21 protein-coding genes are annotated in these 19,095 nt (G+C 39.5%); 7 read left to right on the top strand and 14 right to left on the bottom strand.

What is annotated here, in order from left to right; translation table 11 throughout:
• Positions 1-98: 98 nt before the first annotated feature.
• From M3234_RS23455 to M3234_RS23430, 6 genes are all read right to left on the bottom strand, one after another.
• Positions 99-689 carry a YhcN/YlaJ family sporulation lipoprotein gene (locus M3234_RS23455; RefSeq protein WP_262307045.1) on the bottom strand — a complete coding sequence of 197 codons (591 nt, stop codon included), beginning with the start codon at positions 687-689 and terminating at the stop codon, positions 99-101.
• A gap of 105 nt (positions 690-794) precedes the next feature.
• Positions 795-1,586, bottom strand: coding sequence for a membrane protein insertase YidC (gene yidC / locus M3234_RS23450; protein WP_262307044.1), 792 nt, complete (start codon positions 1,584-1,586; stop codon positions 795-797).
• 22 nt (positions 1,587-1,608) lie between these two features.
• Positions 1,609-1,911 carry a hypothetical protein gene (locus M3234_RS23445; RefSeq protein WP_262307043.1) on the bottom strand — a complete coding sequence of 101 codons (303 nt, stop codon included), beginning with the start codon at positions 1,909-1,911 and terminating at the stop codon, positions 1,609-1,611.
• A 368-nt stretch (positions 1,912-2,279) separates the two neighbouring features.
• Positions 2,280-3,029, bottom strand: coding sequence for a pyruvate formate-lyase-activating protein (gene pflA, locus M3234_RS23440; RefSeq protein WP_262307042.1), 750 nt, complete (start codon positions 3,027-3,029; stop codon positions 2,280-2,282).
• 115 nt (positions 3,030-3,144) lie between these two features.
• Positions 3,145-5,370, bottom strand: a complete 2,226-nt coding sequence (pflB, locus tag M3234_RS23435) for a formate C-acetyltransferase (RefSeq protein ID WP_262307041.1) — start codon at positions 5,368-5,370, stop codon at positions 3,145-3,147.
• Positions 5,371-5,682: 312 nt separating this feature from the next.
• Complete coding sequence (locus M3234_RS23430; RefSeq protein ID WP_262307040.1) at positions 5,683-6,135, bottom strand: cupredoxin domain-containing protein; 453 nt, start codon at positions 6,133-6,135, stop codon at positions 5,683-5,685.
• 295 nt (positions 6,136-6,430) lie between these two features.
• On the opposite strand from M3234_RS23430, the gene mprF reads away from it, so the two are divergent.
• Both mprF and M3234_RS23420 read left to right on the top strand, forming a co-directional pair.
• Entirely contained in the window at positions 6,431-8,959 is a 2,529-nt protein-coding gene (mprF, locus tag M3234_RS23425; protein WP_262307039.1) for a bifunctional lysylphosphatidylglycerol flippase/synthetase MprF, read from the top strand.
• Between the two features lie 117 nt (positions 8,960-9,076).
• Positions 9,077-10,261, top strand: coding sequence for a D-alanyl-D-alanine carboxypeptidase family protein (locus M3234_RS23420; RefSeq protein WP_396953986.1), 1,185 nt, complete (start codon positions 9,077-9,079; stop codon positions 10,259-10,261).
• A 19-nt stretch (positions 10,262-10,280) separates the two neighbouring features.
• Here M3234_RS23420 and modB read toward each other — a convergent pair whose 3' ends face one another.
• Positions 10,281-10,943, bottom strand: a complete 663-nt coding sequence (gene modB / locus M3234_RS23415) for a molybdate ABC transporter permease subunit (RefSeq protein ID WP_262307037.1) — start codon at positions 10,941-10,943, stop codon at positions 10,281-10,283.
• Positions 10,944-11,190: 247 nt separating this feature from the next.
• Here modB and M3234_RS23410 point away from each other — a divergent pair, with 247 nt between their 5' ends.
• Together M3234_RS23410 and M3234_RS23405 are read left to right on the top strand one after the other, a co-directional pair.
• Entirely contained in the window at positions 11,191-11,673 is a 483-nt protein-coding gene (locus M3234_RS23410) for an Hsp20/alpha crystallin family protein (RefSeq protein ID WP_262307036.1), read from the top strand.
• A 91-nt stretch (positions 11,674-11,764) separates the two neighbouring features.
• A complete protein-coding gene (locus M3234_RS23405; RefSeq protein WP_262307035.1) occupies positions 11,765-12,175 on the top strand; it encodes a hypothetical protein in 411 nt (136 codons plus the stop codon).
• A gap of 27 nt (positions 12,176-12,202) precedes the next feature.
• On the opposite strand, the gene M3234_RS23400 is transcribed toward M3234_RS23405, so the two are convergent.
• Positions 12,203-12,445 carry a YkuS family protein gene (locus M3234_RS23400; RefSeq protein WP_262307034.1) on the bottom strand — a complete coding sequence of 81 codons (243 nt, stop codon included), beginning with the start codon at positions 12,443-12,445 and terminating at the stop codon, positions 12,203-12,205.
• A gap of 100 nt (positions 12,446-12,545) precedes the next feature.
• On the opposite strand from M3234_RS23400, the gene M3234_RS23395 reads away from it, so the two are divergent.
• Complete coding sequence (locus M3234_RS23395; protein WP_262307033.1) at positions 12,546-12,686, top strand: YuzL family protein; 141 nt, start codon at positions 12,546-12,548, stop codon at positions 12,684-12,686.
• A gap of 40 nt (positions 12,687-12,726) precedes the next feature.
• Here M3234_RS23395 and M3234_RS23390 read toward each other — a convergent pair whose 3' ends face one another.
• The 3 genes from M3234_RS23390 to M3234_RS29395 all read right to left on the bottom strand — a co-directional run bounded on the left by M3234_RS23390 (position 12,727) and on the right by M3234_RS29395 (position 15,646).
• Complete coding sequence (locus M3234_RS23390; RefSeq protein ID WP_262307032.1) at positions 12,727-14,346, bottom strand: ABC-F family ATP-binding cassette domain-containing protein; 1,620 nt, start codon at positions 14,344-14,346, stop codon at positions 12,727-12,729.
• Between the two features lie 363 nt (positions 14,347-14,709).
• Complete coding sequence (locus M3234_RS23385; RefSeq protein ID WP_262307031.1) at positions 14,710-15,312, bottom strand: SCO family protein; 603 nt, start codon at positions 15,310-15,312, stop codon at positions 14,710-14,712.
• Positions 15,313-15,511: 199 nt separating this feature from the next.
• Positions 15,512-15,646, bottom strand: coding sequence for a hypothetical protein (locus M3234_RS29395; protein ID WP_285858637.1), 135 nt, complete (start codon positions 15,644-15,646; stop codon positions 15,512-15,514).
• A 79-nt stretch (positions 15,647-15,725) separates the two neighbouring features.
• On the opposite strand from M3234_RS29395, the gene M3234_RS23380 reads away from it, so the two are divergent.
• Positions 15,726-15,911: a cold-inducible protein YdjO-related protein gene (locus M3234_RS23380; protein WP_311315690.1), complete on the top strand. Its 186-nt coding sequence runs from the start codon at positions 15,726-15,728 to the stop codon at positions 15,909-15,911.
• A 102-nt stretch (positions 15,912-16,013) separates the two neighbouring features.
• On the opposite strand, the gene M3234_RS29390 is transcribed toward M3234_RS23380, so the two are convergent.
• From M3234_RS29390 to yhfH (M3234_RS23370), 3 genes are all read right to left on the bottom strand, one after another.
• Entirely contained in the window at positions 16,014-16,145 is a 132-nt protein-coding gene (locus M3234_RS29390) for a hypothetical protein (RefSeq protein ID WP_285858636.1), read from the bottom strand.
• Between the two features lie 118 nt (positions 16,146-16,263).
• Positions 16,264-16,398, bottom strand: a complete 135-nt coding sequence (gene yhfH / locus M3234_RS23375) for a protein YhfH (protein ID WP_082692971.1) — start codon at positions 16,396-16,398, stop codon at positions 16,264-16,266.
• A 74-nt stretch (positions 16,399-16,472) separates the two neighbouring features.
• Positions 16,473-16,607, bottom strand: a complete 135-nt coding sequence (gene yhfH, locus M3234_RS23370; RefSeq protein ID WP_262307029.1) for a protein YhfH — start codon at positions 16,605-16,607, stop codon at positions 16,473-16,475.
• Positions 16,608-16,906: 299 nt separating this feature from the next.
• On the opposite strand from yhfH (M3234_RS23370), the gene M3234_RS23365 reads away from it, so the two are divergent.
• Positions 16,907-19,066 (top strand): PAS domain S-box protein, encoded by a 2,160-nt coding sequence (locus M3234_RS23365; RefSeq protein ID WP_262307028.1) that lies wholly within the window; start codon positions 16,907-16,909, stop codon positions 19,064-19,066.
• Positions 19,067-19,095: the final 29 nt, after the last annotated feature.

Below are 19,095 nucleotides of genomic sequence, written 5' to 3'. Positions count from 1 at the left end.
TTTTCTTACGTTTTGAGAACCCTTTAGCGGCAATTCTTCACAATTTTGTCATGAATAGTAATAAAAGCAAAATAAAAGCCTGACGCAACGCCAGGCTTTTAATCTTGCCTTCCATCCGGGAAAACTCTGCGGACGGTATCCCTAAATTCGTTAAAGAAACCGGAACGGCCCTTGCGGATGTCGCTTTCGTAGCGGTTCATCCGATCGTAAAATTCTTGATTGTTTGAGGTATACACATTATCGACATCGCGGTCGACCCGTTTCACAGTCCGTGAGATCGTGTCTTCCAGCTGGTCTGTAAGCCCGCCTCGTGCAGAGCGTGTCAGTTTAGCTGCCACATAGGCATTATGATTAATGACAATGATATTGGCGTGCTTCACCTCTTTCAGGTCCGAAACCTTGCGAGCGGCTTCTTCGGCAATTCTTATAGTTGTATCATTTCGATTTCGATCTTGAACATTAGTGCCACGAATATTCCGTCGGTTTATATTTTTGTCTAGCTCCTGGTCACTGACATCTGCAGTCGAGATGGCGGGACCTCCATGATTCGGAATATCGTAATTCACTTTGGCGGGGTTTATCTTATCCGGGTTTCGATTGGCTGTTCGTTCATCCGTGTCAATTCCTGAACAGGCGGCTAAAAATAGAGTCATGATAATCGTTGCGCTTATGCATAGCTGTTTTTTCATATTTTGCACTCCTTTTTTCGCTGTTGCCATTAGGTTTCCAAACATGAAATTAAACTATCCATAACAAAAAAGAAGCATCAATCGATGCTTCTTTCCTATAAGAGTCTATTTGGCTTTTGCTTCAACCGGAGTTTTCCGATAAAGTTTTTGGCTGATTAAAGTTTGAATCGTTAAAAATGTTCCTCCGACTACCCAGTAGAGTGGCAGGGCAGCTGGAGCGCTAAACGAAAACATGACAATCATCAGCGGCGACATTAACCCCATTATTTTCATCTGTTCACGCTGCTGAGCAGGCATCGTCGATTGCGATACTTTAAATTGAAAATAGTAAATCAGCCCGGCAATGATCGTAATGATAATATCAGGGTGTCCAAGACTGAACCATAAAAATTTATGGGTAGCTATTTCTTCTGAACCCCGAATCGCATAGTAAAATCCGGTCAAAATCGGCATTTGAATTAGAATTGGCAGACAGCCGATATTTAATGGGTTAACACCGTGCTTTTGATAAAGTCCCATCATTTCTGCTTGAAGCTCTTGCTTCTTCTTAGGATCTTTTTCAGCTTTCAGCTTCTGCTGAATGGTGTCCATTTCCGGCTTTAAGGCATCCATCTTTTCCTTCATAATCATTTGATTTTTATATTGCCTTAACATTAAAGGCATCAAGACAAGCCGGATGATCAAGGTTACCAGGATGATAGCCAAACCATAGTTACCATGGAAAAATTCGGCAATATATTCGATACTGACAGTAAACGGTTGTACGAAATAGGTGTGAAAAAAGCCATCATTATTTCCGCTAGTGCCGTTTGTTGCCTGTGACGAACATGCCGATAACAAGATCGTGGTGAAAGCTAAAAGAGCCATTACTAGAATTGAAGATTTTTTGGTTTTCATATTTCCTCCTAATTAATCCGTGTTATTGTGATAATTGGGTACATAGGAAGGAAATAGGTTCTTCGTCATCCTCTTTGGAATATTCTTTTCTGCGAATATATTTAACGATTCTAATCAGAATCATGCTGACATTTAGATGGTAGTTCCTTTTATAGAAAATCAGTGGGTGAATAATTTTGGTGTCCGCAGAATTTGACAACGTTTCGGAAAATGAATATTCAACTCGGTAAGCCCAGATAAATTTCAAAATCATGCCAAAGTAAATACTTATATATAGGGCTGTTATAGTATTATAATCCGAATGATCGATAAGCAGTTGAAACAAAAAATTTCACCTCGCACCTAAGCCGATGATATGAGTATATAAAAGAAAAGGCAAATAATCAATTTTAAATATAATGCCAATGTCTGGGGATTAGACAAGAAAAAGCGGATTTTTCCGCTTATGCCCAATAAAATCACACCAAGCAAAAAGGAAGCAAGGAGGGGAGAGCTCTGTGTCTCATTCATAAAAAATCACAATCGGGCTGTTCAAGGTTCTGCTTATCGAGCTTAACAGTTCGTACATAAAGATGCACCTTCTCACAAAATGGAACTTGTAGTTTACCATCTTACCATACTATAAAATTAAAAAGACGGTATAAAGATTCGGCCTTGTTCACAAAAGTGTAAACACACTAATTCCGAAGGGAATTAGTGTGTTGCAGGCTGGTTCCAATGTGCTGTTAACATTTGAGAGGCAAAGTCCACCTTTTCTTGGCTTGGCGGTTCCACATGATGTAATTGATATTCGTGACCAAGTGCTTCCCATTTGTAGACTCCAAGTTTATGGTAGGGAAGAATGTCAATCTTTTGGACGTTTTCAAGTGTGCCGATAAATTCTCCAAGCTTTTCAAGGTCCTCCTGATCATCGGTTACAGTTGGAACAAGAACATGGCGGACCCATACAGGTACTTTTCGATCAGATAAAAACTTGGCAAATTCAAGAATATGATCATTCGCCATCCCAGTAAGCTGGATATGTTTTTTCCGATTGATATGTTTTAAGTCAAGCAAAATTAAGTCAGTATACTGGAGCAGTTCTTCAAGCTGCTCAATAAACAGCTTTGAATGGGAAAAACAACCGCCGGATGAATCAATGGTTGTATGAATCCCTTTCTTTTTGCATTCCTTAAACAATTCGGTAAGAAACGGGACTTGAAGCAATGGCTCGCCGCCGCTGACAGTAATGCCTCCTCCTGATGCTTGAATGAAAGGCAAATAGGATTCCAAATCATCGATGATTTCGGAAACAGACATTTGTTTCCCGGTACCGATCTCCCAAGTGTCAGCGTTATGGCAAAACTGGCAGCGCAGCAGGCAGCCTTGCGTAAAGACGACATAGCGGATTCCAGGACCATCGACGGTTCCCAATGTTTCAATTGAATGAATATTTCCAATCATGATGATTCTTCTCCTTTTTTAAAAAGGGTCTGACGCGCGCTAGATATAAGGTCCGGCAGATAAGACTTCTTTACGCCAGATATTATTTAGCGGGGTCAGACCCCTTAGCTATTTATTATAGTGACTCGTGGAACGTACGGTTGATGACATCAAGTTGCTGTTCTCTTGTCAGTTTGATGAAGTTAACCGCATAACCCGATACACGGATGGTTAATTGCGGATAAAGTTCAGGATGTTCCATCGCATCCATCAATGTTTCACGGTTAAAGACGTTTACATTCAGGTGATGACCTGTTTTGATTGCGTAACCATCCAAGATGGAAACCAAATTGCGAACTTGGTTATCTTCTTCTTTTCCTAAAGCCTTAGGAACAATGGAGAAGGTGTTGGAAATTCCATCCATTGCATAGCTATATGGCAGCTTGGCAACAGAAGAAAGGGAAGCCAATGTTCCTTTTGTATCACGGCCATGCATTGGGTTAGCGCCTGGTGCAAATGGTTCCCCGGCACGGCGGCCGTCAGGTGTATTTCCAGTTTTCTTGCCGTAAACAACGTTCGAAGTAATTGTCAAGATAGATAGCGTATGAACAGAGTTGCGATAGGTTTGATGCTTGCGCAATTTTGTCATAAAGCTTTTTACAACTTCAACGGCAATGCTGTCAACACGATCGTCGTTATTTCCGTATTTAGGGAAGTCCCCAGTTGTTTCAAAATCAACCGCAAGGCCGTTTTCATCACGGATCACTTTTACCTGTCCATACTTAATGGCGCTCAGTGAGTCGGCTACAACACTCAATCCGGCGATGCCAGTTGCCATTGTTCTCAAAACTTGTGTATCATGAAGTGCCATTTCAATTCTTTCATAGCTGTATTTATCATGCATATAATGAATGACGTTCAAGGTATTAATGTAAAGACCGGCAAGCCAATCCATCATTTTATCAAATTTTTGGATAACTTCATCATACTCTAACACATCTGAAGTAATTGGTCGATAGTCAGGTCCGACTTGTTTCTTCAGTTTTTCATCGACACCGCCGTTGATGGAATAGAGCAGGGCTTTTGCCAGATTGGCACGGGCACCAAAGAATTGCATTTGTTTGCCAATTTCCATTGCAGATACACAGCAGGCAATGCCGTAGTCATCGCCATACTCAAGGCGCATGATATCATCGTTTTCATATTGAATGGAGCTTGTTTTGATTGACATTTTAGCACAATACTTTTTAAAGTTTTCAGGTAACTGCGTAGACCATAATACAGTTAAGTTTGGCTCTGGAGCAGGTCCCAGGTTATCAAGAGTATGAAGGAAACGGAACGAGTTTTTCGTCACAAGCGGGCGTCCATCGATGGCCATACCGCCGATTGATTCCGTTACCCATGTAGGGTCGCCGCTGAACAATTCGTTATAATCTGGTGTACGGGCAAACTTGACAAGACGAAGCTTCATGACGAAATGGTCAACCAATTCTTGAGCGTCTTGTTCTGTTAATGTCCCATTTTGCAAATCTCTTTCAATATAAATATCAAGGAAAGTAGAAACACGGCCAAGGCTCATCGCGGCACCGTTTTGCTCCTTAATGGCAGCGAGGTATCCAAAATACAGCCATTGGAATGCTTCAGCAGCATTTTTAGCTGGACCTGAAATATCGTATCCATAACTTTCTGCAAGTTCTTTTAGCTCTTTTAATGCGCGATATTGCTCAGAAAGCTCTTCACGTAAGCGGATATTGTCTTCTGTCATTACCTTGCTAGTGTTATTGAAATCTTTTTGTTTCTCTTTTATTAAGAAATCAACACCATACAAAGCAACCCGGCGGTAGTCGCCAATAATCCGGCCGCGTCCGTATGCGTCAGGAAGACCAGTGATAATGCCTGCTTTACGTGCAAGCAACATTTCGCTTGTATAAGCATCAAATACACCTTGGTTATGCGTTTTTCGGAACTCAGTAAAAATTCTTTCAATTTCAGGATTTAGTTCATAACCATAGGCTTCACAAGCTGCCTTAGCCATGCGAATTCCGCCAAATGGCTGAAGGGAACGATTAAAAGGCTTGTCAGTTTGTACGCCGACCACTTTTTCAAGGTCTTCGTCTAAATAGCCAGGTCCATGAGAAGTAATCGTAGAAACCGTTTCGGTGTCCATATCAAGGACGCCGCCTTTTTCACGTTCCTGTTTTGTAAGATCCATCACTTGGTCCCAAAGCTTATTGGTAGCATCTGTTGCACCAGCTAAAAAGCTGTCATCGCCTTCAAACGGAATGAAGTTTTTTAAGATAAAGTCGCGGACATTAACTTCTTTTTGCCAAACTCCTTTTGTAAAACCTTTCCATTGTTCCATTTTATTCACCTCTTATTTTAATAAACGAAATATAACAGAGTTGAAGTATCTCTCACACCTTGAGTATAACAGTTTTTGTGGTGAGTACAGGGGGAAATTGTTAACAATTTGTGAAAATGTGAACAAAACGGTGTTTGAGGGGGTTTTTCGTGAACAATTTATGAACAGTGCTAATAGGAGAAAGAAACTGTACTATAAAAATTGTTAGGTGTGTTTCATCTGTTATATAAAGGGAATGTTATGATATCAACGTTTTAATAGTGGAAACCTGTGAAACAGCAAAAAAAAACAGGAGAAACATCCTCCTGTCTGCTAGTCGACAACAATATCGGCAATCATCGGCCCATTGTGATTACGGGTTGAATGTGCTTCACATATTAAATGATAGATGCCCTCTTTATTTATATGGAGGTCAACCACAGTTTGTTCGCCCTTTTTTACTTTCCCTTTGATATCGGTGCCTTCAACATAAAAAGGATGCTCCTCGCCATTGATTCCGGTAATGTACAATTTTACCTTTTCGCCTTTTTTAATCGAAATGGTACCGGGATCCCAGCGGTATGCTTCAATTTCTTTCCCATTTTTCAGCTTTGACTTATATTCGACTGTCACCATATGAATCTCGCGAACTTTTCCTTCGTCCTGTTGATTAAAAACCGCGGCGTCCCCTGCTTTTAACATGAACCATGCCGATACAGATGCCAGCAAGACACCGATTGCTACAAAGAATAATAGCGTTTCCTTTTTTAAGACTAAAAATTTCATTTCAAACCCTCCATATCTATTTGTCCTATTTATACATATGCCTATTAGGTAAGAAAACTTGTCTACTTTTTAAAATATTGATTGTAATAGGAAAATAGGCGGGGGTTGAAGCTGTCGCAAACTGTCAACAATAATGGATGGACTGCTTTTATGAAGATATTTGCTTTGGCTGATAGGGAAGCATAAGTGTCGCTCTGTCTTCGCCCTGGAGGGGCGGCATTCGGTAAGTTCTTTAAATTTCCTGTAGAAACGTTTATAGTAAAGTCAGGAATCAAAAAAATAGGTGGTCGTTTTGTTGGTTATAAAAAAGGATAAGGTCTTAAAAGCGTTAAAGTTTATCTTTCCATTGCTTTTGTTAATATTTGCTGCGAACGAAATAAAAAAATTCGCCGGAAACGTTGATGTAGGGCTGTTAAGAAATGAATTGAATCAACTGAGCTTTATAAGTTTGGTATTACTTATCTTGATTACAGTCTCAGCAGTTCTCCCGATGCTATTTTATGACGTAATACTGGTCCGGAGCTTGGGCGGCGAGGTTCCTCGACGGATGCTTTTGGAACAATCATTTATTGCCAATTCTTTTTCCAATATGATCGGATTTGGCGGTTTAGTGGGAGCGATGCTAAGGACCTACTTCTTTAATAAGCTCGAGCGTGATAAACGCAGGCTCGTTAGTCTAATTGCGACCATTTCCTTGTATTATTTAACCGGGATTTCGCTGCTTTCTTGGATTGTCATATTATGCTACCGCGGGAATCCCCTGTTTCAGGATACAAGATGGCTCTATTTCGCTGTTCTGGGGATTGGTTTATATTTTCCGCTATTGTTTATCATACATATTTTTAAAACAAACAGAGATCAAAAACCGTTAATTTCAGGAGAAGAAACGATTAAACTTGTTGTTGTTTCCCTTTTGGAATGGGTTTGTGTGTTTCTGGCAATCTGGCTTTTAACCAAAATGCTGGGGATTTCGATTTCAATCGGGGAACTTTTTCCGGTGTACATCGTTGCCGCAAGTGCCGGAATTATCAGTATGATTCCTGGCGGTTTGGGATCGTTCGACTTGGTGTTTATTTGGGGGATGCAGGACTTGCATGTTCCCGAGGAACAGGTTCTGGTTTTGCTGTTATTTTACCGGCTTGGCTACTATGTTATACCGTTTTTTGTAGGATTGGCATTGTTTATAAAGCTGTATTGGGTAAAGTGGAATCAGTCCTGGAATGATCTGCCCAAGACGATTATCCAGGGCGTAAGCCATGTCATTCTGACAATGCTTGTGTTTCTGTCAGGGTTAATCTTGCTGTTATCGGCCAGTGTTCCCGGAATCATGTCAAGGCTGAAATTGGCTCAGGAGCTCCTGGCCTTTCCAATTATCAATGTATCCCATCAGCTTTCGGTAGCGGCTGGATTTTTGCTGCTCGGATTATCCCGCGGAATTGAATACAGTGTAAAACGATCCTATGAATTAACGATTATGGCACTTATTCTTGCCGCACTCTTCTCCATATTTAAAGGGATTGATTATGAAGAGGCGATTTTTTTAATCATTGTTGCCCTGCTGCTGCGATTCTCCAAGGGACAGTTTTACCGTGAGAGTTATGTATTGACGTGGGGGAAGACGATATTCGATATCACCATTATTCTGATTATTACCTCCATGTACCTTATTATAGGCTACTTAAATTTGCCGGATGCGAAATTCGCCATCCCGGCTAAAATGTTGCCCTATGTGATCGTTGATTATCTTGATTTATTTAAAAGTGCCTTTATCGGGTTAATTATTGCATTGTTAATCCTGGTATTTGGCTATTTAATCAGCTTGCCTAAAAAGTGGAAACTCGAAGCTTCTCGGGAACATGAAAGAGAAATCAGTGGGCATTTAGCCAAATATAGAGGAAATGTATTGTCCCATTTAATTTTCCTGCATGATAAATATATTTTTTGGAACAAAAATAAAACGATTTTAATCTCATTTCAAAAATATGCCGATAAACTGGTCATATTAGGGGAACCGATCGGGGAAAGAAGTGACATTTCAGAAGCCATTGAAGAATTTCAAGAAATTGCGGACTTGTACGGTTACACTCTTGTATTTTATCAAGTTGGGGACGAGATGCTGCCGCATCTGCACAACCACGGATTTGCTTTCTTTAAACTTGGGGAGGAAGCAATTGTTGATTTAAATTCATTCTCGCTCGCGGGCAATAAAATGAAAAGCTTTCGTGCCGTAAAAAATAAATTTGCCCGGGAACACTTTATCTTTGAAATAGTGGATCCTCCACATTCCAAAGCATTATTATGCGAGTTGCAAGAAATTTCCGATGATTGGCTTAAGGGACGAAGAGAGAAAGGATTTTCGCTTGGTTTCTTCGATGAAGGGTATTTGAATAAAGCGCCAATCGCACTCGTTAGGGATGCTGACAAAAGGATAATCGGATTTATGAGCATCATGCATGTCTATGATCAATTTCAATCCCTATCCATTGATTTAATGAGGTTCCGAACAGAGGCTCCACCCGGAACGGTCGATTTTTTATTTCTGTCATTGATGGAATGGGCAAAGGACAAAGAATACAAACGGTTTAATTTGGGGATGGCTCCGCTTTCGAATGTCGGTGTTTCAAGGTTCGCATTTTTAAGTGAAAAAATCGCCGCTCAAATTTTTCTGTATGGTCACTTTCTTTACCATTTTCAAGGTCTTAGAAAATACAAAGAAAAATATACGGATTTTTGGGCACCGAAATATATGGCCTATCGCAGAAAATCTTCATTACCAATCATAATGGCCCAAATTTCCCTGTTGATTTCTAAAAGAAGGACATAGATAATAAAAACTGGTGGAAACAATGCCAACCAGTTTTTTTATTGGAAATTCTCTGAAAAGACTCTTATTTATATTCATAATCTGTTAAAATCAATAGGTAAAAAGTAATCAGTAAGGGTGTTGCATTTGTCAAAGATTAGCGCATTTTTTATAGCTTTTGTCATGTTTTGGTCCTATCAAGCGAATGTATATGCTGAGGAACAGCCTCAGCCTGAGGTAATAAGCGAGGCAGCATGCCTTCTGGATACGGAAACAAATGCCGTTCTTTATAATAAAAACGCCGATGTAAAAATGTATCCCGCGAGCCTGACAAAAATAGCGACGGCCATCTATGCAATTGAAAAAGGGGACCTGGACAGTGTGGCTGTTGTTAGTGGAAACGCCGTGCGTCAGGATGGAACAAGAGTTTATTTGGTGGAAGGGGAGCAGCTGCCCTTGAAGATGCTGGTTCAGGGAATGCTCGTTAATTCCGGAAATGATGCGGCTGTTGCCATCGCCGAGCATCTTGATGGAAGTGTTGAAGCATTTTCGGCCAAAATAAATGATTACCTGAAGACAAAGGTCGGTGTTCAAAATACACATTTCATGAATCCAAGTGGTTTGCATGACGAAAATCATTATACAACTGCCTTGGATATGGCGGTTATTACAAATTATGCGATGAAAAATCCGATTTTTGCAGAGATTTACGGAACCAAGAAACTTTGGTGGGAAGGACAATCGTGGAAGACTAATATTTTGACCCATCATGCGATGCTAAAAGGAGAATTTCCTTACTCCGGAATTATCGGCGGAAAAACTGGTTATACGTCACAATCTAAACAAACATTGGCAACTACAGCTGATAACGGCAAAATAAAATTAACTGCCGTTGTTCTGAAATCGGAGCAGAAACAGGATAAATATAGGGATACAGCTGTTCTGTTTGATTATGGTTTTAGCGGCTATCAACACTCAATATTAAACCGAAATGAGACGTTTACAAGCGAACAAGAGGAATTTTTTCCGAAACAGGACACCGTGATTACGGAGGATTTAGCTGGGACGGTTAAAAAGGTAAATGACTCCGGCTTGTTAACAATTGAAAATCATAATGGCCAGTTGCTTCAATCAGTCCAATTGATGTCTAAAAAAGAGACAGAACATGCATCAGTTTCTCAACTAAGTGAGGGTAAAAAGAAGATAGAAAAGGAAGAACAAAAACAAGGACTAGATGCTGTAAACTCTGTTTATGGAGTATTAATTATTGGCGCTGCCCTAATCATCATAACTGCCGGAAGAAAATTTGCTAAAAAAGTATGAGCCATGGAAGGATTGCCTTTCATGGCTTTTTTTGCGGTAGATTAGTCGTAAATAACATGAGAAAGGATATGAGAATCATAGAGAGGACCAACAGCCAGGCCAATTCCATATTCCCCGATTCCATAGCGATATATATCGCGGTAGGCGCCGTTTGGGTCTTGCCGGGTATATTCCCCGCAAACATCAGCGTTGCCCCGAATTCTCCCAATGCCCGGGCAAAGCTGAGGATTAACCCGGTAATAATTGATTTAACAGATAATGGAAGGGTAATCTGAAAAAACACATGTAGCTCATTCGCCCCGTCCACCCTTGCCGCCTCTTCAATGTCCTTATCGACAGATTGAAAGCCTGTTTTAACAGTTTGGTACATTAAAGGGAACGCAACGATTGTTGAGGCGATTACGGCAGCCAACGGAGTAAAAATAATCGACCGCGCAAATAAACCTTCAAAAAATGAACCGATCGGACTATTTTTGCCAAAAAAGTATATTAATAAAAACCCGATAACAGTCGGCGGCAACACTAGAGGCATTAATAAAAAGGTTTCCAATACCATTTTTCCCCTAAATCGCCTAAAGGCTAGCAGCCTACTTGCCAAAATTCCCAAAACTAATACAATCGCAGCCGAAATGGAAGCCACCTTGAGCGACAATAGAATGGGGGGCCAAAATTCACTGTGCATTTACATTCATTCCTTTAACATGATGCATTGTTCAATAACATCCTAATAAGATGTTCTTTCTACCTCATTATAACGAATGGGGAATCGTCGTAAAAGAATAAAAAAAACTGCCGAATGGCAGAAAGTTCACTTTTCTCGTTCAGTTAACGGGGCCTTTATAAGGCAAGATGTGGAAAATAATGATTATTTTTTTTGAGTTTGACTCGTAAGATGGATTAAGGTGCTGCTTTGAAAGGGGGTAGAGGAGATGGATATGGAAAAATTAAAGCAATGGCTGGATCTTGCCAAAAATATGCAGGGCGGCGACTTCTGGGGCAATATTTTCGACCAGGAATTCGCCAAGCAATTTATGAATGACCAGCAAATGAAAATGCCCCCCGCCAATCAGCAAATGGGTATGGAAGCGCAAAGACATCAATCATTCCCGAATTATGAAATATTGGAAGGCAGTGAAGATGTGGTCGTGATTATTGAACTTCCAGGGATTATGAAAGAAAATATTGAATTGGGAATTAGCAATAATATTCTGACTGTTAAAGGAAAGGCCATGCCATTTCAACCCAATTTAACAATTTCCTATTCGGAACGGTTTTCCGGGGAGTTTCATCGTCAAATACAGCTTCCTGATTCAGTGAACCCTGGTGATATAGGGGCAAAGTTTTGGAATGGGCTGTTAATTGTCAGTTACCGGCGGACGACCCAGGTCGGCGACGTTATTCCAATTGAATGACTTCAAAGTCCATACTATAATTAGTGGACATGATAATCGTTTATGCCCATATATTTTATATAAGGTATAAACTTAAGGGAGCGTTTGTCGGATGGCATTAAACTTCTTATTCCATATATTCCGAAAAACTGAGACAAAAGTGGAATGGCAAAAAAGATTGCTTTCTTTAGAGAAAAATATTGCCGAATTAGAAAAATTGGTTTGCGTGCTGCAAGAACAAGCCAAACCGGACAAAGCCAAGAAAACAAATGATCCCCCGATTATCATTGAAAAAATAAATATTGAAAAAATTATTCTTGATAAATATGAGCTTAACAATAATCTAGGACAACTGGGAATTAAGGAGCTTAAGGGGAAATTAAATATCGGGGCTACCTATGGAAGTGAGTTTACACCAAGTCTTGCGGAGGACGAAAAGAGTAAAAAGTCAAAGGTAGAGAAGAGAGAGCAGCAAACACACGAGAAAGGACCTAAGGTTAACATTAACGCAAAAAAAGACTAAAGTGAATCCTTTAGTCTTTCGAAAAAGTTATTGAAGTCTGCTTTCCACTTCCCGGCATACTTCATCTGCAGACATGCCGTTCGCCTCTATTACCGGAGCTTTCGTGACGGTATCATGGATGCCCATTACATTTGAATCAAGACCGGTTATAACGCAGCAATCAACATTTTGCACATCTGATTGCTGTTTTAATTCCACTACGTCGTACCCCTTTTCCCGCAATGCCTGTTGAACATTTGTAAGAGATTGTTCTACTCCAACCTTAGCCATACAAACACCTCCTCCTGTAGATTATCATGCCTAAATTTACTGTCATTATTCTGAATAAGCGTCTTTTAGGTTTCAAAAGCTAAGATGGGAGGTGTTTAAATTGAGTAAACGCAGAAAAAAGAAGGCAGATCCATCTACGATAGGATTAAATTCTCCGCAAGTGGAAGGGCAGGGCACAACAACATCAGAAACCGGTTCAAGAATGGAACCGTCTTCAAGAAAAAAGACGAAGATATTTTAAACAGAGAACGGGCACCAATTCTATTGGTGCCCGTCAGAATTTAGCTATACATTTCTGCTACTTGCTTTTGGATCTCCGCATTTTCCAGGTATTCATCATAAGTCATTTGTTTATCAACCAGGCCGTTTGGCGTCAGTTCAATAATCCGGTTGGCAATGGTTTGGATGAACTGGTGATCGTGAGATGAAAAAAGCATCGAGCCTTTAAAGTTAATTAACCCATTGTTAAGGGCGGTGATGGATTCCAAATCCAAATGGTTGGTCGGTTCATCTAGAAGCAACACATTGGCGCCGCTCAACATCATTTTGGAAAGCATGCAACGCACCTTTTCGCCTCCAGACAAAACACTGGCTTTCTTTAACACTTCTTCTCCAGAGAACAGCATTCTTCCTAAAAAGCCGCGCAGGAAGCTCTCGCTGTCATCCTTCGGTGAAAATTGCCGGAGCCAGTCGACTAGATTTAACTCGCAGTTTTCGAAAAACTCAGAGTTGTCCTTTGGGAAATAGGCCTGCGAGGTAGTAATTCCCCATTTAAAGCTCCCGCTGTCCGCTTCTAACTCACCCATTAGGATTTTAAAAAGAGTAGTTTTGGCTAGTTCGTTGGTTCCAACAAGGGCAATTTTATCCCCTTTGTTCATGATGAAGCTTAAATTATCCAGCACTTTTATGCCATCAATCGTTTTCGTCAATCCATCTACTCTCAATAAGTCATTTCCGATTTCGCGGTCGGGTGTAAATCCGACATATGGATAACGTCTAGAAGATGGTTTGATATCATCTAAAGAAATTTTATCCAACAGCTTTTTCCTGGATGTTGCCTGCTTTGATTTTGAAGCATTGGCACTAAATCGAGCTATAAAGCTTTGCAATTCTTTTATTTTTTCTTCCTTTTTCTTGTTGGCGTCCTGGGCCATTTTTAAGGCTAACTGGCTGGATTCATACCAAAAGTCGTAGTTGCCGACATAAATTTGAATTTTTCCAAAATCCAAATCTGCGATATGGGTACAAACCTTGTTTAAGAAATGACGGTCGTGGGACACCACGATGACCGTATTTTCAAAGTTTATTAAAAATTCCTCGAGCCACTGAATCGCTTTGATGTCGAGGTGGTTGGTTGGCTCGTCAAGAAGCAGGACATCTGGTTTGCCGAATAATGCTTGAGCAAGCAATACTTTCACTTTCTCGGATCCGCTTAATTCTGCCATTTTTTTGTCGTGAAGTTCTTCGCCAACGCCTAGTCCTTTTAAGAGGATGGCCGCTTCCGATTCAGCTTCCCATCCATTTAATTCGGCAAATTCACCTTCAAGTTCGGCTGCCTTCATCCCGTCTTCATCGGTGAAGTTTTCTTTCATATAGATGGCATCCTTTTCCTGCATCACTTGATACAGTCTTGTATGCCCCATTATGACTGTCTTTAATACTTCATGCTCTTCGTATTCAAAATGGTTCTGTTTTAAAACAGCCATTCGTTCATTAGGACCCATCTGTACGGTTCCGGATTGCGCTTCTATTTCCCCAGAGAGAATTTTTAGAAATGTGGATTTACCCGCCCCGTTAGCGCCAATCAGACCATAGCAGTTCCCTGGTGTAAACTTGATATTTACATCTTCAAACAGTTTACGGTCTCCATATCTTAAACTAACATTACTTACAGTGATCATATAACTAGCATTCCTCCAAAAACATATTGCCTTAAATTATATCATTAAATAGAGGAAAGAGCGAATTTTTCAAGGGGAACACTAGATAACATGAAAAATTTTCTAAAATTTTTTTTGCGTTTTCACACTTTATTCATAATTTTGTTGTAAAATTAGCTTAAAGAGGGTGATATACGTGGCCAAAAAACAGCTTGCCGAACTCGTTAACAAGTTAAAAAAGGCAGGAATAAAAGCGAGTCTAACCAAACCAAAGTCCAATTACCATTTATCATTACAACAAATAAAAAAACTTCATTCATCCGTGAATTAAATCGGAAAATTGGAATAAAAAGCGATTACTCCAAGGACTAATCGCTTTTCTTATTACCTAATTTCATCCAAGATTGTGTCGTAAACTTCTTTTTTATTAAAATCTTCCCCCATCGGAAACTTTTTGACAAATTTATTATTTTCATCGATAAGATAGGTGAAGGTTGTATGGACAAATTGGCCGTTCCCGGGATCCTTGTATTGAAATTGCATTGCTTCGCCAATCTTCCGAATTTTTTGCTGTTCTGTTTTTATGTTTTGTTTATCGCCGGTCAGGAATAACCAAGAATTGCTGCTCTTTATTCCGAAATCCTTCATATATCTTTTCAAAATCTCAGGAGTATCACGATAAGGATCAATGGTTATCGTGATAAATTCAATATCCTTGCCAAAGACACCGGCTTTTTCCAAGTCCTTTCTTAACTCAACCATCTTAATTGTTGTAGTCGGGCAAACGTCAGGGCAATGGGTGTACATAAATTCGATTAATTTTAATTTTGTGTTATCCTTGCCAAACTTATATTGTTCGCCATTTTGATTAATTAATGTAATATCTCCTGGTATTGCTGTGTTTGCATCGCGTATAAGAAAAAATGAGATTCCGGCTGCAACCCCGATAAAAACGGCAAGACTGCAAATAAGATAGATTTTTTTCATTGGTTCCCCTCCTACCATAAACATAAAGAAGTTTTTTTAAAAAAGATATGGATATTTTGTGAATAAATGAAAACTCGCAGATTGGCGAGTCCGTTAGGACGATGACAGAGGCATAGTTGAATTTATACTTTCCTATTAGTCAAAAAAGCAATTGGCCGTAAAAAAAGCTGCCATTAATCTGACAGCCTTTTCACAATATCTATTTATTTCTCAAATATTGCTTTGCCAATAACTGTTTTACCTCATTGTAACTTAGTCCCGATTGACTGTTTAATCTTTTTACTTCCTCTATATCTGTTCCAGCAATTGTGTAGCGTTTCTGTTTGGAAGTCATAACTTCACCTCAATGATAAAATATTTGGAAATGGAATGGCGATTTTTGGACATACTATTTTTAAAAGGAGGCGGTTCCCATTTTTTTTGGCAGACGGACAAAAGATGAAGAAATGGAAACAATTCTGGTAGACACCGAAATTTATACATGTATGGATGATACATGTATAGGCTGGATGAGAAAGGACTTTGTTTCGGATGACATGCTTTGCCCGATGTGCGGAAATGGCATGGTTCAGGAAATTCGTGAGCTTCCAAAAATATAACGATCAAGTGAGCAAAGACTGTCTGATGTACTGACAGTCTTTTTCATATCATAAATTTTCATTTTGCTGACCAATTTCTCCTGATGCAATTAAGGTATTGGCCTATTCTAACCGGGCATGCTCATCTACCGAATCCCCAGGTACATTTTTTTTATTCTGAAACACAGCTCCATTATTTATGGTCATAACTGCTTTTTTAGGGGCAGTAGTTAGGTAATCTTCCTTCTTTGCCATATGATCATCTCCTTATTAAAAAGGATTAGCGATTATTTAAGATGCTATGCCTGAATAATTCTAACCTTATTAGTAATTCTTGCAAAAAAAACTCTCCGATAATTTCGGAGAGTTCAGTTTACTCTGCTTTTTTGGCAAGGCAGCGATCGCATTCCATCAAATATGACTCTGCTTGCTCCTCCAAGTGCTGGCCGCACTCAGCACATTCTTTTTTAGGCAAATTACGAAAAAATTCAACCGGACTCATTAACATAATAGGCATCCCCTTCATTAGCACAGATTTTTTATTATCATATTGTTGTATAACAGATGTAAGAAAAAAATATATTACTCAACTTTCTTGGACAGGCAGCGTTCGCATTCCATTAAGTATGATTCTGCTTGTTCCTCCACATACTGACCACACTCAGGACATTCCTTTTTAGGCAGATTGCGGAAAAACTCAACTGGACTCATTAACATTTTAAAATTCCTCCTTTATTAATACAGTTTATTTAATTACCATTTGTTATAGTACAGTATAAACAAAAAAATTGAAAATGTGTAGACTTTTTTTAAAAAAATTCAAAAAATTTTTTAATGATTGGCCGTTTGAGATTTAGCGTTTGTTCAATAAACAGCATGTAATGCTCATGAAGGGTGCCATTAAGGTTAAACTAATCATCAAATAATGACGAAAAAAATATTTTCACTTCCATATCGAATTACTTTCCATTACAATCATAGTAGAAAAAGGTTGAATTGGGGGTGGATGCGAGTTCATGACTGCTATTATTGGAGAATTTCATCCGTTTTTATTCATCATCGCAATTGGTTTAACCATTATGGCATCCTATACCGCACTGGATATGTTTACATTAATCAAATCCTCAGGGCAAAATAAAAGCCTTTTGTTCTTGAGCGGGACATTGTCATTGGGGGTTGGAATTTGGGTTACAAATTTTATGGGGTTAATGGTAACAGAAAGCGGCAGAATTACCCATTACTATATACCACTTACGATCCTATCCATTTTTATAGGAATTTCCTTTACAGGAATGGCCTTTATTTCATTTTTTAACAAAGTAGTTGGTTTCTTCCAGTTAGTGATTGGAAGCTTATTTTTAACCTTCGCGGTGCTTGCCATTCATATTATCGGCATCTATTCAATAAACGTTTTATTTAAATTTAATGTTTTTTTATTTGCTTTTTCTGGGTTGCTCATTTTTGGTTCCTTTTTATTTGCTTTATGGCTGCTGTTTTCGCCAAAAAGCTTTACCAGTGAGAACCAGATATGGTTAAAACCTGTAAGTGCCTTAATCATGACCGGAGCAATAGCCGAAGGGCATATCCTGCTAAAAAAATCGACTGCTTTTCTCGCTGGTACTGAGATGATTAAAGGAACAGCGGGAGATAATTCCTTTTTTATTTATTTGGTATTATTTGTTTCAGTTTTAATTATGAGTGGACTAATTGTTTCGAGTGCATTGATAAGCAAGCAGCTCGCAGCGTCTGACACAAACCTGAAGGACATAAAAGCTGCGCTTGATGCCTCCACCATCGTGGCCATTACGGATCCAAAAGGAACGATTGTTTATGTGAACGATAAGTTCGAAGAAATCTCAAAGTATACGAAAGAAGAGATTATAGGAAAAAATCATCGTATCTTAAATTCTGGGTATCACCCCAAGGAATTTTTCCGCGATCTTTGGACTACGATTGAATCCGGAAAAATTTGGAGGGGGGAAATACGCAATAAGGCAAAGGATGGTTCCTTTTATTGGGTCGACACAACCATCGTGCCGTTTATCAATAAAAAAGGAAAACCAGTCCAATATATTGCGATTCGTTCAGACATTACCCAACGGAAAAATGCGGAAAGAAGCTTACTGGAATCAACAAAAGAGGTTCGAGATATTACCTTTGCCCTTAATCAATCGTCCATTGTAGCCATAACCGATGAAAAAGGCAGGATTACCACAGTTAACGAAAAATTTTGTGAGATTTCCAAATACAGTCGTGAAGAATTGATTGGAGAGGATCACCGAATTTTGAATTCCGGGTACCATTCAAAGGACTTTTTTAAAAATCTGTGGAAAACGATTGGGACTGGAAAAGTGTGGAAGGGTGAAATTCGGAATAAAGCGAAGGATGGATCATATTACTGGGTTGACACGACCATTGTCCCGTTTTTAAACGAACAAGGTAAACCATATCAGTATTTGGCCATTCGTAATGATATTACAGAACGGAAGCGGCAAGAAGAAGTTCTGCATCGCCAAGATAAGCTTGCGGCAGTGGGGCAATTGGCTGCTGGTGTAGCCCATGAAATTCGCAACCCGCTGACTTCGATGAAGGGATATGCCGAATTCCTTCAGTTGGATGAGCAAGACCCGGAGCGGCTGGAATTTTTAAATATTATTCTCGATGAAATTGAACGAGTCAACACCATTGTCGAAGACTTTATGGTGCTCGCAAAACCAAAAGCCGTGGAATTGGAAGAGAAGAATGTTGTGCCGGTGATCAGGAATGTGATTTCGCTGCTTGAGTTCGAAGCCAGAAAGAAGAATGTCCGACTTCATTTCAATTGTAATCAGGATATTATCCAAATTGAATGTGATGAAAATCGGTTAAAGCAGGTATTCTTAAACTTCATTAAAAACGGAATGGAAGCGATGCCGAATGGCGGCGACCTGCACGTGAAAACGATGATTCATGATAATAATGTGCAAATTTCAATTCAGGATACCGGAGTTGGAATCCCTAAGGAGAAGCTAAAGAAGCTTGGTGAACCGTTTTTTACTACAAAGAAGAATGGCAATGGCCTAGGCCTGATGGTCAGCTTTAAAATAATCGAAAGCCATAATGGCAAAGTCTTTGTTGAAAGCGAACCAAACAAAGGTACCACCTTTAATATTATGCTGCCGGCCAGAACGGCCTAAAAACGGGAGAGGTAAACTTCTCCCGTTTT

The sequence above is a fragment of the Neobacillus niacini genome, assembly GCF_023715785.1.
Taxonomy (GTDB): Bacteria; Bacillota; Bacilli; order Bacillales; family Cytobacillaceae; genus Neobacillus; species Neobacillus niacini_E.
The sequence above is the reverse complement of the archived record's forward strand: the minus strand, read 5'-3'. Positions and strand labels throughout refer to the sequence as shown.

Coding starts and splice junctions, on each gene's coding strand:
- M3234_RS23455 (WP_262307045.1), bottom strand. CDS start 689: ATGAAAAAACAGCTATGCATAAGCGCAACGATTATCATGACTCTATTT.
- yidC (WP_262307044.1), bottom strand. CDS start 1,586: ATGAAAACCAAAAAATCTTCAATTCTAGTAATGGCTCTTTTAGCTTTC.
- pflA (WP_262307042.1), bottom strand. CDS start 3,029: ATGATTGGAAATATTCATTCAATTGAAACATTGGGAACCGTCGATGGT.
- pflB (WP_262307041.1), bottom strand. CDS start 5,370: ATGGAACAATGGAAAGGTTTTACAAAAGGAGTTTGGCAAAAAGAAGTT.
- M3234_RS23430 (WP_262307040.1), bottom strand. CDS start 6,135: ATGAAATTTTTAGTCTTAAAAAAGGAAACGCTATTATTCTTTGTAGCA.
- modB (WP_262307037.1), bottom strand. CDS start 10,943: ATGCACAGTGAATTTTGGCCCCCCATTCTATTGTCGCTCAAGGTGGCT.
- M3234_RS23410 (WP_262307036.1), top strand. CDS start 11,191: ATGGATATGGAAAAATTAAAGCAATGGCTGGATCTTGCCAAAAATATG.
- M3234_RS23405 (WP_262307035.1), top strand. CDS start 11,765: ATGGCATTAAACTTCTTATTCCATATATTCCGAAAAACTGAGACAAAA.
- M3234_RS23400 (WP_262307034.1), bottom strand. CDS start 12,445: ATGGCTAAGGTTGGAGTAGAACAATCTCTTACAAATGTTCAACAGGCA.
- M3234_RS23390 (WP_262307032.1), bottom strand. CDS start 14,346: ATGATCACTGTAAGTAATGTTAGTTTAAGATATGGAGACCGTAAACTG.
- M3234_RS23385 (WP_262307031.1), bottom strand. CDS start 15,312: ATGAAAAAAATCTATCTTATTTGCAGTCTTGCCGTTTTTATCGGGGTT.
- M3234_RS29395 (WP_285858637.1), bottom strand. CDS start 15,646: ATGACTTCCAAACAGAAACGCTACACAATTGCTGGAACAGATATAGAG.
- M3234_RS29390 (WP_285858636.1), bottom strand. CDS start 16,145: ATGGCAAAGAAGGAAGATTACCTAACTACTGCCCCTAAAAAAGCAGTT.
- yhfH (WP_082692971.1), bottom strand. CDS start 16,398: ATGTTAATGAGTCCGGTTGAATTTTTTCGTAATTTGCCTAAAAAAGAA.
- yhfH (WP_262307029.1), bottom strand. CDS start 16,607: ATGTTAATGAGTCCAGTTGAGTTTTTCCGCAATCTGCCTAAAAAGGAA.
- M3234_RS23365 (WP_262307028.1), top strand. CDS start 16,907: ATGACTGCTATTATTGGAGAATTTCATCCGTTTTTATTCATCATCGCA.